This is a genomic window from Vibrio sp. V31_P5A7T61, assembly GCF_009904895.1.
Lineage (GTDB): Bacteria > Pseudomonadota > Gammaproteobacteria > Enterobacterales > Vibrionaceae > Vibrio > Vibrio metschnikovii.
The window spans coordinates 1-13,325 of sequence record NZ_WXWI01000064.1 but is presented as its reverse complement, the minus strand read 5'-3'; the positions used below and the strand labels follow the sequence as shown (position 1 = coordinate 13,325).

General features: G+C 43.0%; 12 protein-coding genes and 1 pseudogene. 3 read left to right on the top strand and 10 right to left on the bottom strand.

Annotation, left to right across the window (positions count from 1 at the left end; translation table 11 throughout):
* Window positions 1-76 precede the first annotated feature (76 nt).
* Window positions 77-1,054, bottom strand: a complete 978-nt coding sequence (locus tag CAG58_RS14405; RefSeq protein ID WP_161426679.1) for a TerC/Alx family metal homeostasis membrane protein — start codon at window positions 1,052-1,054, stop codon at window positions 77-79.
* 405 nt (window positions 1,055-1,459) lie between these two features.
* Window positions 1,460-3,199 carry a bifunctional metallophosphatase/5'-nucleotidase gene (locus tag CAG58_RS14400; RefSeq protein ID WP_161426680.1) on the bottom strand — a complete coding sequence of 580 codons (1,740 nt, stop codon included), beginning with the start codon at window positions 3,197-3,199 and terminating at the stop codon, window positions 1,460-1,462.
* A 250-nt stretch (window positions 3,200-3,449) separates the two neighbouring features.
* Here CAG58_RS14400 and CAG58_RS14395 point away from each other — a divergent pair, with 250 nt between their 5' ends.
* A complete protein-coding gene (locus CAG58_RS14395; protein WP_004396350.1) occupies window positions 3,450-5,081 on the top strand; it encodes an ATP-dependent endonuclease in 1,632 nt (543 codons plus the stop codon).
* Window positions 5,082-5,291: 210 nt separating this feature from the next.
* Here the strand turns inward: CAG58_RS14395 and CAG58_RS14390 are convergent, their stop codons facing one another.
* The gene (locus tag CAG58_RS14390; protein ID WP_161426681.1) at window positions 5,292-5,786 is read right to left on the bottom strand and encodes a DUF1097 domain-containing protein; all 495 of its coding nucleotides are present in this window, start codon (window positions 5,784-5,786) and stop codon (window positions 5,292-5,294) included.
* Between the two features lie 163 nt (window positions 5,787-5,949).
* Window positions 5,950-6,855: a LysR substrate-binding domain-containing protein gene (locus CAG58_RS14385; RefSeq protein WP_004396351.1), complete on the bottom strand. Its 906-nt coding sequence runs from the start codon at window positions 6,853-6,855 to the stop codon at window positions 5,950-5,952.
* Window positions 6,856-7,072: 217 nt separating this feature from the next.
* On the opposite strand from CAG58_RS14385, the gene focA reads away from it, so the two are divergent.
* Window positions 7,073-8,527 (top strand): formate transporter FocA, encoded by a 1,455-nt coding sequence (gene focA, locus CAG58_RS14380; protein ID WP_161426586.1) that lies wholly within the window; start codon window positions 7,073-7,075, stop codon window positions 8,525-8,527.
* Between the two features lie 112 nt (window positions 8,528-8,639).
* Here focA and CAG58_RS14375 read toward each other — a convergent pair whose 3' ends face one another.
* Both CAG58_RS14375 and CAG58_RS14370 read right to left on the bottom strand, forming a co-directional pair.
* A complete protein-coding gene (locus CAG58_RS14375) occupies window positions 8,640-9,203 on the bottom strand; it encodes a YceI family protein (protein ID WP_161426585.1) in 564 nt (187 codons plus the stop codon).
* On the bottom strand, window positions 9,200-9,739 hold the full coding sequence (locus CAG58_RS14370; RefSeq protein ID WP_161426584.1) for a cytochrome b: 540 nt from the start codon (window positions 9,737-9,739) through the stop codon (window positions 9,200-9,202). Before CAG58_RS14370 ends, CAG58_RS14375 begins: the two co-directional genes overlap by 4 nt.
* 521 nt (window positions 9,740-10,260) lie before the next feature.
* Between CAG58_RS14370 and CAG58_RS14365 the strand changes: the two genes are divergently transcribed.
* Window positions 10,261-10,896: a hypothetical protein gene (locus CAG58_RS14365; RefSeq protein ID WP_154171071.1), complete on the top strand. Its 636-nt coding sequence runs from the start codon at window positions 10,261-10,263 to the stop codon at window positions 10,894-10,896.
* Between the two features lie 64 nt (window positions 10,897-10,960).
* Here the strand turns inward: CAG58_RS14365 and CAG58_RS14360 are convergent, their stop codons facing one another.
* From CAG58_RS14360 to CAG58_RS16980, 4 genes and pseudogenes are all read right to left on the bottom strand, one after another.
* Window positions 10,961-11,347 (bottom strand): CBS domain-containing protein, encoded by a 387-nt coding sequence (locus CAG58_RS14360; protein ID WP_161426583.1) that lies wholly within the window; start codon window positions 11,345-11,347, stop codon window positions 10,961-10,963.
* A gap of 12 nt (window positions 11,348-11,359) precedes the next feature.
* Window positions 11,360-11,725 (bottom strand): transcriptional regulator, encoded by a 366-nt coding sequence (locus CAG58_RS14355; protein ID WP_161426582.1) that lies wholly within the window; start codon window positions 11,723-11,725, stop codon window positions 11,360-11,362.
* Window positions 11,722-12,447: a DUF1538 domain-containing protein gene (locus CAG58_RS16985; protein ID WP_224215239.1), complete on the bottom strand. Its 726-nt coding sequence runs from the start codon at window positions 12,445-12,447 to the stop codon at window positions 11,722-11,724. The genes CAG58_RS14355 and CAG58_RS16985 overlap by 4 nt, the downstream gene beginning before the upstream one ends.
* An 81-nt stretch (window positions 12,448-12,528) precedes the next feature.
* Window positions 12,529-13,209, bottom strand: a pseudogene (locus tag CAG58_RS16980) (DUF1538 domain-containing protein); the annotation flags it as partial.
* Window positions 13,210-13,325 lie beyond the last annotated feature (116 nt).

Sequence of the window (13,325 nt, the reverse complement as noted above, 5' to 3'; positions counted from 1 at the left end):
TAAAGCTACTATTTAACCATCAAATGCATAAGGACAATCGCTCTACGATTTTTCAGGCTTTTCATTAACAAATATTTTACTCTCGCGTAAAGTCACTATTTTCTAACTTAATAACACAAGCTTGAGATCGAGCCTGCCCTTTAACAAGTGATGCGATGATCGCAAATAGCATGGTCATTAATAATACCGACAATGATATCCAAGTCGGGATTTCCCAGCGGGATCCAACCAGTAACATTTTTACGCCAATAAACATCATAATGAAAGCTAACGCCGGTTTTAAATAGATAAACTTATCCAGCAAGCCTTGTAAAACAAAAAATAATGAACGCAAGCCAAGCAAAGCGAAAACGTTAGCAGCGAGCACGAGAAAAGGCTCTCTGGTCACCGCAAAGATGGCTGGAATAGAATCCAGTGCAAACATCACGTCCATACAGGCGATCACACCAACAACGATCAACATCGGAGTAACCCACCAGCGTTTGCCAACACGTACCCAAAGTGCATGTCCTTGGTATTGATTCGTCACTCGACAGCAACGTCGGATGATTCTTTCTGCTAATGGATTAGCGTGACTCGCTGGCTTTTCTCGTAATAACTGCACACCCGTCCACATTAAGAACAGGGCAAACACATACAATAAGCCATGATATTGTTCGAGTAATTGAGCACCAACGATAATCATCACCGCACGCAACACAAGCGCGCCAATCACTCCGAACAAAAGCGCTCTTGGACGAAGCGACTCCGGCACAGCGTATTGATGAAAAATAATCGCAAAGACAAACAAATTATCAATACTAAGCGATTTCTCGAGTAGATAACCGGTTAGAAAAGCTAATGTTGCTTGCGAGGCGCTATAAGGGCTATGAACAGCATAATCATCCCAAAATAGATAAAGGACTGCCGCAAACAAAAACGCGAGTAAAATCCAAACCACGCTCCAGCTTAGCGCGCGTTGCAGGGTGATTCGGTTACCACGAGTTTGCCAAATATCCATAGCAACCAGAGCAAACGTTAATAACGCAAACGAAATGTAGATGATCGGGGTCATGCTTCCTCCACAGGCGGAAGGAAAACGGATTCTCGATAGGAAAACGACACCTTCCGCATACCAGTTAGTTCACTGCCTAAATAAGCAGTATGGAATGCGTTGGTCTCGTCGAAATAGAAGTGATAAACAAACTATTTATATTTGCCGGATAAGCGATACTTAACGTGATGACGACAAATAAACAAATGGCGACTACTCCCCAAACGTCGCCATTTTATGCTGAGTCGCTACTTTCGTCTAGAGTTGATAGCAATTAAATTCCTGCGAAGGGCAAAGCATACACTAAACCTGCCCATAAACTAATCCAAACGACGACCACTAAAGCATCTAACCAGTCTTTGCTCCACATTGGCTTCTCCCCTGTTTGAGTCACAGCGCATAATGCTTTGCAAAGAACACGCCATATTAACGTGTGTATTGTCCCGTTTCTTGTCGTTCAGCGTCATTACTGAGTATCGAGGGGTTATCGGTTAAAAACTCAATAAAGGCATCGGCCATCGAAATCGTAGTGATTTTCCCTTCTCCTTTCATTTCTGTCAGTCCTTGATAGCCTTCTTTCCCTTTCATGGTATAAGCCGAAGACGTTCCCCAATATTCCTGTTCCGCTTGTACGGGATGCCACTGTCCCTTTTGCCAGATCTGTAAATTGGCGATCCGTTCTCCGAGCGGTCGTTCGGGCAGATACTCAAAGGAAAGATGGTGAGTATAAGGATAACTTCCCGCTCCCGTGCCCTCGACACCATTATTTAAAGCGTTATTAATTGCCCCTTCAAGGGCTTTAGCCAGGCTTTTACCTTTTAAACGATAAACGCCAATCGGCACGGCAAACGGAAGTAATTTTCCGGCAATATCGGCAACAGAAACAGCACCGGCAGATAAGGAGGTCCTCACACCGCCCGCATTATGAATCGCAAACTGAACCGGGTAGCCACGTTTACGCATCACATGCATAAAGGATCTCGCCACTAAAGGAGCCAATTCACTGGGGCCTTCTTGATCGGGAATACGCACATGACGTAGTGCTTGAGTAGCATGACCAATGATTTGTTGCTGCAACTCTCGCACACGAGGAATGTATTTATTGCGCAAAATAGCATGCACTTGCGGATCTTTTTTACACACCACGACATTAGGGTGGTTATTTACAAAATCACAGGCATCGAGATAAGCAGAATCACTGCCTGCTTCACTCATGCTCGCATCAAGAAATAATCGTCGACCCAGCAATAATTCATTACGCCCTGAGAAATTCACTACGTTGCCTTGTTCATCAAAGTCTATCTGGCAGTGGCCTAACGCCAATGCATACAGCCCAGCTTGAACAACGTAAGTTTGGTTAATTTTTTGTCCATAGGATTCCTCACTACTTAACCCAAGTGAGCTAAAATCACCTTGCAATACGTGAGTATGACCACCGACGATTAAACTTATCCCATCAACCTTAGCCGCTAACTCTTTGTCAGCTTCATAGCCTAAGTGGCTGACGAGAATAATTTTATTAATCCCAGCATTGTGGATCTGTTGAATAGTATTCTTAGCTGTTTCTAACGCGTTGATAAATGGTGTATCAGCATCTGGGTTGGCTATCTCATCCATTTTATCCAAAGATAAACCGAAGAGAGCGATATCACTTCCCTGCGCAGATTTAACAATCCACCGAGCGCACTGTTTATCTACATCAAAGGCATGTACGCGCGGATTCATCGCTAAACGATGAGGTTTATCTTCATGCTCTTGCGATAAATCCCAGTTACCGGCAAGTAAAGGGAACTGGATACGCTCAGCAAATTGCGCCACCGGATCATTACCCATATCCAGCTCGTGATTCCCTAAAGTCATAGCATCAAGGCCCAGTGAATTGAGCATTTCTGCGTTCGCTAATCCTTTGAATAACGAAAAATAGAGCGTGCCTTGGAAACAATCGCCAGCGTGAACCAAGATAAACTCTCGCTGCATCCGCTTCGCATCGGCTCTTAACTGCTCAACACGAGTGGCTATACGTGCAAAACCGCCAGCACTGACAAAAGGCGTCATCGTTTGCCCGTCAATATTCAAGGTCAGTTGTAATGATGTTGGCTCAAAATAAGAATGGGTATCATTGATATGAGCCAGAGTGATTGATGTAATATTTTTTATTTTTTTCATAACTTTCTCTCTCTTTCGCGCTCATCCTAGCGGAAAAATCATGACAGAATCGTGACTTTTATGAAATAGGTTTGCAAAAAAAGTGTCCGACTGTCCTATCGTTTATTACGTAATACGAGATAAAAGGGATGAATTTGTGAGATGAGGACAAGTTTCAAGCCTTAACGGTCTGCTTTTTCAGACTTTTTCCTTTATGCTAAAAGAAAAGCTCAGCGTAAGCAGGCACGCGTTGAGAAAAAGGACCTTGCCAATGCATCTAGAACGTATTGAAATATCAGGATTTCGTGGCATTCGCCGTTTATCGCTCGCTTTTGATGAGTTAACCACCCTCATTGGTGAGAATACGTGGGGTAAATCCTCATTATTGGATGCGCTCTCCATCATGCTACCTGCCGATGGTCGGCCTTACCAGTTCGAATTGCAAGATTTCCACGTCGACTATTCTGTCTCTCACCCCCAAACCCAAGATATTCAAATCATTTTGAGTTTTGTCACTACTGAACCTCGCGAACACCGCGCAGGACGCTATCGCAAGCTGAAACCGGTGTGGCGACAAGACGAACAGGGCAATCAACGAATCATTTATCGTGTCAGCGGAACACGGGTACAGTACGATATCTCAACCGATTATGCTTTCTTAGATTTAGACGGTAATCCTATTTTAGTTCATGACAGCGCACAAATCGCTCAAACTCTGATGAATTTACATCCGGTGATCCGACTGCGAGATTCTCGACAATTTGAACGCCCCTTTGTCGAAGGTAACGGTAAAAACACTCGCGTTGAGAAACGCATTAATAATACATGTCGCCGCTTAATGGCGATTCCCGGCCATGTCAATAAAGGTGAAATGCGCAGTAGCCTGAGCGCTATGCAAGCCTTAGTCGAGCATTATTTTTCTTTCAAAGATCAAAAACGTAAAAACCCACGTCGTGAACGCGAAAGCTTAGTCTACGCTTCACCAAGCAACGATAAAAGCTTAACGCAAATTGTCGATGAAACCAAAAATCGCCAAACGCGTTTGTTACTACTCGGGCTACTTAATGCTTATCTTCAAGCGAAAGGACCCAATGATCTTCGCCGTTATGCGCGACCGATTTTAATCGTTGAAGATCCGGAAGGGCGTTTACACCCCACTCACTTAGCCAGAGCCTGGAGTCTTTTAGAGTTGTTACCGATGCAAAAGATCTTAACTACTAACAGTGGCGATCTCCTCGGCTCAGTCCCCCTGCACTCGATCCGTCGTTTAGTTCGACAATCAGATAAAACGATCGCAACCAGCATGCCGATCCATGGCGTTAGCCGAGATGAGTTGAGACGAATTGGTTTTCATATTCGTTTTCATCGTTCTGGTGCGCTTTTCGCTCGCTGTTGGCTATTGGTAGAAGGCGAAACTGAAGTTTGGTTGTTTAGTGAATTAGCAAGACAATGTGGTTATAACTTAGCTGCAGAAGGCGTACAAATTATCGAGTTTGCCCAATCAGGATTAAAGTCATTGATCAAAGTGGCTAAAGCTTTTTCTATTGAATGGCATGTGGTTACTGACGGCGATCCTGCAGGTAAGAAATACGCAGCAACAGTGATCGGCATGTTGGGCAATGATCAACCTCGACATCGATTAACCGAACTCCCTGATCGCGATATCGAGCATTTTCTCTATTCTCACGGCTTTGAAGACTTTTTTAAAGACATGGTCAAGATCCCTCATGATCATCCTATTCCAGCTAAAAAAGTGGTTAGCCGCGTACTCAAAAAACACGCAAAACCTGACTTAGCTTTGGCGATTGTTTCTCACTGTGATAAAAATGGTCTTGAATCTATCCCGGTCCTACTACGCTGGACACTGAAACGCGTGATTACGATGGCAAACGGCCATGGCTAGAGATCACCGAACGTTCGATCAATAAACAAAGAAAAAGCACAGCCAGTTAACTTTAGGCTGTGCTTAGTATCAAAGGAGCAAAACAGTCACATTTAGGGGAAATATGAATGTCGATATCAGAAAAGATGATATGAGGTCATTGATACAAAAATAAGCAATGAAATCCAACCATCGTATTTTGAAGAATGGATCCGTTATCAAGTAAACGATTTAACTGACACGGTTGATGGATTTTAGGCGTTTAGTTTGAGCGCTATTCTGTGCGCGTTGATGAAGCCACACTCCGCTCGTTTTCATTAAATAACCAAAAACTCCCCCAAGCAGTAATGAAGGGATCACCAAAGGCCATTGCTCTGCTGCGGCAAATGTTGCGCAAGATCCAATAAAGGTACCGGGAATATAAGCAAGCCAACTTTTACTCGCTTGAATACACATCATAAAGGCAACCATTGCAGTAATGATATAACCTAATACATCCCCCCCCATCCACGAAGAGCTGTAGATAATCACTAACGCCCAGAAAACCCCGCTGATGTTACACAGTAAACTTTGCAGTAATCCTCTGATCCCTTCATTGGGCGTAGCAAAAAAACTGGTGCAACCTAAAAAACCAGCCCAAGAGAGAAGCCCTAACGAGACAGCAATCCATCCCCAAAGACCCGATAAGATCCCTGTTGTCAGTGAAATGGCGAATAGTATATTCATGATCTTCTCCGCAGTGACTCGCTTGCAAACAACCTTATCAATGAGCGGCATAGTAAAGGGGAACAAACACAATAACCAGTGATCAGGAACACATATTTAAAGTAACAATTGAAGTTTAATACATAAAATTGTGACGCAAACGGTAAATCAACAGATTTAGGAACTAAAGAACATAGGGCTTACCCTTCATCATCCGTAATCCTTCACGCCGAATACATTCTGCTAACGGGTTTTCAGCCATATCTGCTCGCCAAATAAAAGTTAATGTTCTCTCCATACTCAGCTGGGGAACATTCAGCGCTACTAGCTGACCATTTTGAATAAATCGTTCAACATCCAAATAAGGCAAACAGGTTAAATAGGGGCCATTTTCTACCAAACTACGCAGCACGGGAACATGCTCATATTCACGCCATACATCCAAATCCGGGATAAGCTTATGCACTGCACTCTCAAAAATACCACGCGTCCCTGAGCCCTGTTCACGTAATACCCATTTCGCTTGTTCTAATTGGGCTAAACTCACCACATCGCGTTTCGCAAACGGATGATGAGCGGAAGTAACAATACATAAGTGATCACGACACCAAACTTCTTGGAGAATTCGGCTATCATCACAACGACCTTCGATGATCCCTAAGTCATAGCGATAATCTAAAATACCGTCGATCACGCTCTGGGTACTTCTGACGCCCAGCTCAATGCGGATCTCTGGAAAATCACTATCAATAATACTGATAAGATCGGGGACAAGATGTTCCGCAGGAGTTTGACTCGCACCAAGACGAATCTCTCCACTCAATAAATGCTGATCATAAAAGCCCATTTCAATTTGTTGAGCATCTTGCAGTAAGCGTTTCGCTTTCGGACGCAACCACATCCCCCAATGGGTCAGTGCCATCTGCTTGCCTTGACGTTCAAATAGTGGACGCCCTAACATTTTTTCTAGCTGTGCGAGCGACATACTGGTGGCTGACTGAGTTAAGGCGAGTTTATCTGCCGCGACACTGACACTACCGGAATCTGCTACCGCATCAAAAACGGCCAACTGTTTTAATGAATATCGCACTCTACATCCTTTTTATAACCATCATTACCCTGCCCATAATGAGCAATTCGTTTCATTTTACTGGCTCACCCAACTATATCAATAAAATTGATAGGGTAACCAAGAATTATCCATTTTACCGCCCTGCTCGTCTGCCCTAGTCTGGTTTGGTAACAACCCATACGGCGTTGTTTAATTTGTCAGGAGGTAATTATGAATGTGAGTCTGGAGAGCGCGTATGTCGACAGCCAACGCTGAAAATCAACACTATTTTTCACCCTATGAAATGATGGCTGAAGCGGAAAAGTTTGCTTTAAGTAAAGCGCAAAAAACCAGTGGACTGACGCTAAGTCTAGCGGTAATGGCCGGTGCGTTTATTGGTTTGGCTTTTTTGTTTTACATTACTGTGACCACAGGGAGTGAGAGTGCTGGCTGGGGATTGAGTCGTCTCGCTGGTGGCCTTGCTTTTAGTATGGGGCTAATACTGATTGTCATTTGTGGTGGTGAGTTATTCACCAGCTCAGTGCTATCAAGCATTTCATGGGCCAATAAACAGATAAGCTTTAGCAAAATGCTCGCTATCTGGGGCAAAGTATACGTGGGCAATTTTATTGGTGCGATGTTCCTACTTTTGTTGGTCGCTGCTGCGGGCTTGTATCAATTAGATAACGGTCAATGGGGTCTTAATGCGCTAAATATCGCTCAACATAAACTGCACCATACGGCCGTTCAAGCTTTCGCCTTAGGGGTGCTTTGTAACCTTTTGGTGTGTTTAGCCATCTGGTTAACTTTTAGTTCAGCCAATGCGATGACTAAAGCCGCGATGACAATATTGCCAGTAGCGATGTTTGTCTCCAGTGGCTTTGAGCACTGTGTTGCCAATATGTTTATGATCCCTCTTGGTATTGTGATTCATACCTTTGCTCCAGAAAGTTTCTGGATACAGGTCGGCAGCACTCCCGCTCAGTACGCCGACCTCAATATCTCTGCTTTTATTACGGCCAATCTTATCCCTGTCACTTTAGGAAATATTGTCGGCGGTGCTGTTCTGGTTGGCTTAGCAAATTGGTCAATTTATCGTCGTCCACATTTAAAAGCCGCTCATGTGAGCACAATAACAAAAACTACCCCTCTTCAGTCGGTTAAGGAAACTACTATGAAAAACGCAATCATCGTTCAAGATATGATGGATAAAAAAGCCATTACTCTCAGTGCAGAGACTCCAGTACCATCCGCTATCGATACTCTACTGGATAATTATCTTACCGCCGCCCCTGTCGTTGATCGCCAAGGTCGTTTGATCGGCATGTTCTCAGCTCACGATGTGATGGTCGAGCTATGGTGCCAAGACTATTTACCGAATGCAGAACAAAAAGTTGTTGATTTAATGACTCGTGATGTCATTGCTATTAATGCGAGTGATAGTTTAGTTGATGTAGCGGAGTTCTTTTGCATCGATAAAGAGCAACTTTTCCCAACGACCAGTATGGGTATTGCCACTCGATTTAATGCGTTGTCAGTTGAAGAGCGGGCCAAAAGCATGAAAGTCAGTAAACCCCATGTGCTGCCAGTTTTGGACAAAGGGCAATTTGTCGGTGTTCTGAATCGCAATCATGTGTTGGCCGAGCTACGTGCGATTTATGGTGAACGAGTGACGGCGGTTAAAACAGAAAAAGAGTTAGCAAGAGCCTAAACAGCGACTCATCATTATCGGCCGATACACACGATAAATGATAGGCAAAAAAATTCCCTGATAATTCAGGGAATTTTCTATTTAATCAATCGAACAGAATGACATCGACCAATTATTTCTTGATGCCTTCAACATGCAGTTCCATGTCAACGTAACTTGATGGGCCAACCACTTTAATCGCGAAGTCTTTTAATTCTAGACGAGTCGTACCCATGAATCCGGCACGCTGTCCACCCCAAGGATCCGTACCTGCACCAATAAACTGAGCATCGATAGTAATTGGTTTAGTATGACCATGCAGAGTAAGATCACCAGTAATCGCTAAGTTACCATCGCCTTTATCCACCACATGAGTACTGGTAAATGTCGCGGTAGAAAATTGCGAGGCATTGATAAAATCTGCACTGCGAATATGGCGATCTCGCTCTGCATGATTAGAATCGAGACTGCGTGTATCAACATTTACCGTAACTTTTGAAGCTGCAATATTCTCAGGATCATAAGAAAACTCACCATTAAAGGTATTAAAACGACCTTTAATATAACTAAAACCTAAATGGTTTACTTTAAAGTTGATAGAAGCATGAGCTCCTTGAGTATCAATTACATAGTCAGCAGCGTTAGCACTAAAAGGTAATGCCAAAGCGAACGCTAATCCAAGTAAGCTCTTTTTCATTTTTTTGCTCCTGTCATTTTACGTAAGGTATTGTCTTTATCGATAAAGTGATGTTTCAATGCCGCGAGTGCATGAATCGAGACCATGATGATCAGAAACCAAGCGGCATAAAAATGAACATCACCAGAGATATCCGTCTGTCTTGGAAACAAACTACCAAGGCTAGGTACAGTGAACCAATCGAACACCGAAATGCCTCGTCCATCGGCGGTAGAAATTAAGTAACCAGAAATAAAGATCACCGCTAAATTCACATAGATAAGCTTATGAACAATGTTGGCAGCGATACGCTCAAGTGGTTTACCTTCCACGGAGGGTGACGGCGTCACTAACTTCCAAATAAAACGAAATAAGGTTAACCCTGCCAGTAATATACCAATTGACTTGTGCCAATGCGGAACCGTGTGATACCACTTGCTGTAGTAGGATAAATCGACCATCCATAGACCCGCGGCAAACATACCAATAACGACAATAGCGGATAGCCAATGAATAATTTGCAGCGGTCGATTGTAATGTGTCACTTGGGTCTTCATAGGATTTCTCTTTGTAAAAGTGCCGAGTTGATACATCTTGATAACAGAGTATTTACCATTTGTACCGCTCTGGATAGACAAGGCAATTGATGATGTTGTTCAATTTATTTGAAGAAACTTTTCTATGCCATGTTTCACATGGTGCGACTGACACCGAAAAACTAATTATTGTTTAATTTCAAACAGTTAATTAAATTGACAGATATGCACCTCAACTTAAGTGGTAACATTATGAAACATATTGCCTTGATATGTTCTCGCTTGACTCAGAAAAATGAAAAGAAAAATGTATGCTATAGCACACTCTACACTGCTTTCAGTTGCCAAGCTCATCGCGATTGATTCATCATGTCACTAGCGATGGTGCTCTTTTAGTCAAAGCCAACTGATTGACCATCCACCATTATTTATTGGGTGGTGGATGTGTGAAGGTTAACTTTTTCGAGAGCAATGGGATTTGAATTTTAGGAAGCGATTAAAGTGGGATCGTTTAAATACATTTTGCTAAGGAGTACATCGCCTTGCTGTTGGATATAGTGACGCAAAGTGTCAATGAGTTTCAAGCCGATTGTCTAAAACTATGTGAAAAGCACTACCCTACTATTCATAATCAAGGAATGAGTCAACATCACCTCAGCCAAGCTTTTGCCCGGCGACTAGCGCGCACGTTAACTGAATTTGGTCATACCTGTGAATACATGCCGTTAGACTTTATGCCCAACAATGAACTTCCTTATCATTTTAGAGTGAGTAGTGATGTAGGGACGGTGTGGATATTAACGCAACATATGGTGAGTGCGGGGAAAACGTGCCGCGCAAAATTATTGCGCGATATTTGTGCTTGGAAACAAGAATATGCTTATGCCATTCAACCCAATGATCTATTACTCTTGCTCACCGATCATTGGATAAGTCGCAGCCAAAAAAGTCGTGAGTTGTTGCATTGGTGGACAGGACGATTACCCGATGAACTGGCTGACTATCATGCACAAGGCATCACTCTCTATGAAAGTGAATCACAACTGCTACAAACGTTAGAGTCCACTTTTACCATGACCCCCTGCTATATTAAGTATGGTCACCCTCTTAAGCGCTCTAAAAACCAACAGCTCGTACGTAAATATATTCAGCTTTATGCGGTATTACAAGGTGCTTAACGCCATAGATACTACGGCCTAGGTGTCCACCTAAGCCGTACTCAAAGCTGGAGCCTGTCATATATTAATCGATGCGCGCCAGTAAGGCATCCATAATATCATCCATCGACACAAACCCGAGCAGTTGATTATCATTTAAAACCAGTAGACGTTTAATATGTTGTTGAGTCATCAGCGCCGCAACATGTTTTAACGCGAGATTTTCACCAACCGAGATCGCCGGTTTAGCGCATACGTCATAGACATTTAATAAATCAATATCACCACCTTCCGCAATCACTGTTTTGACAATATCGGTATAAGTGATTAGACCAAACGCATCATTGGCATTTTGCTGTTCAACGACCAGAGATTTTAAATGATGTTTTTTCATCAACATCATGGCTTCACGTAACTTAGCGAACGGTGATATGGTGACAACGTCACGAATCATAACGTCTTTTACTAACATAGGGTTTTATCCTTATAAAGTGTCTTTTAACTGCTGTTGGAACAGCTGCTGTTCAAATTTATCCAGTTGATTGAGGTCAATCCCTGCTAGATGTTCTAATCCAATAGTAAAAGCAATGCCTCTTGAATCTTCCTCACTTGGACGTAACAGTACTTGTAACGACTTTAAGACTTGTAAAGAAAGAGATTTTTCTAACACCATGAGTAAAACGGATTGACTACCATCGTAGGTTAAGCCAAAAAACGTCTTTCTGGTCTCATTGCTGATGCCTCGACCTGCTAATACGGTAATACCACCTGCGCCTTGCTCACGAGCGGTATCAATCGATTCTTGCTCGAATTCTTCGGGGACGATGGCAACTAATACGGAAAACTTCATGATTTCACCTTTGAAAATTGAAAATACCATTGTGTGAAAATGGCGTAGAGCATAACTGTAACAATAGGAAAAATAGAGGCGAAGGCAATCAGACCAAAGCCATCAATTAGGACATTTCGACCTTCGATATGAGTCGCTAAACCAATACCGAGAGCCGTGATTAAAGGTACCGTAACCTCAGAGGTCGTCACCCCACCAAGATCATAGGCTAACGCGATGATGTACTTCGGTGCCAACATCGTCAAAATAATCACTAAGGTATAACCCGCCATAATAAAATAGTGCATCGAACCACCAATAATGATGCGATGTACACCAATCGCGATTCCGGTCGCGACCCCAAACGCCACCAATATTCTGATCGTATTACCTTTAACTTTACCTGCCGCCGCTTCTTCAGCTTGTTGTCCTACGGCAAGCAAGGCAGGTTCAGCCATGGTAGTAGCAAAACCTATCATAAAAGCAAATAGATAAATGTAGAATAATTGATCTCGGCCGATAAGTTGTTCCGCCATTGCGCTACCAATCGGAAATAGACCTAATTTTAAACCGACAACAAAGGCATACAGTCCAACGATAACTAATGAAAAACCAAAGATAATCTGTTTAGGATTACTTAATCGTCGACGTAGAATAATGTACTGAAAGAATAAGATAGTGATGATTATCGGTAATACATCCCTAACCATGCTGGCAAGTTCGAGCAGTGGCGTAACCCACATAGGCAGTTGATTCGTTGTTTCATCACCGAGTATTGTCAGAACGTCATGTACTTCTGGCTGCGAATAAACGTAAATGCCATACAACTGCACACTGATCATGGGAACCATTACCGCTAACGCCACCAAACCAAACCCATCAATTAATGGGTTTCGCCCACGAATAGAGCTGGCAAGACCAATCCCCATCGCAGCAATCAAAGGAACGGTGACAATATTGGTGGTGACGCCCCCTGAATCATAAGCAAGCCCAACGATTTCTTCTGGAGCAAAATAGGTAATGGTCACAACCAGCAAATAACCAATAATCATAAACCAATGTAAGGGATATCCCATGATGGTACGAAAGACACCCAGCGCAATGACGAAACCAACCGACGTTGCAACCAATAAGCGTAAAGTAAGCCCATCAATACGTCCTTCACTAATGGTTTGTGCCTGTTCTGCCACCGCTATCAGTGCCGGTTCAGCAATCACCGCAGAAAATCCCATCGCAAAACCAAAACTGAGTAAAATAGGAATCGAGCCGCGCCGTGCAAATTGGTTAGCCAAGCTTTTTCCGACAGGAAAGATACTTAACTCTAACCCTTGTAGAAATAGAGCAACACCAACCGCCACTACCAATAAACCAAATGTCATCGTCCACACATCATCTGGAACTTGACGTAAGATCACGAGCTGAAAGAAAAGCACGACAGCAACAATCGGTAATAAATTTTTTAATGCATGCAAAAGCGCATGATAAAAATCCTTGATAAATAACATCATTATTCCTGTTTTACGTGAAGAGAGTCCATTGTGCTGTCAAAACGGACAATAATTAGCCGCTGTTATTTGAAAAATACATATTAAACAATACACTACATCGGCAAGAAGTAGAC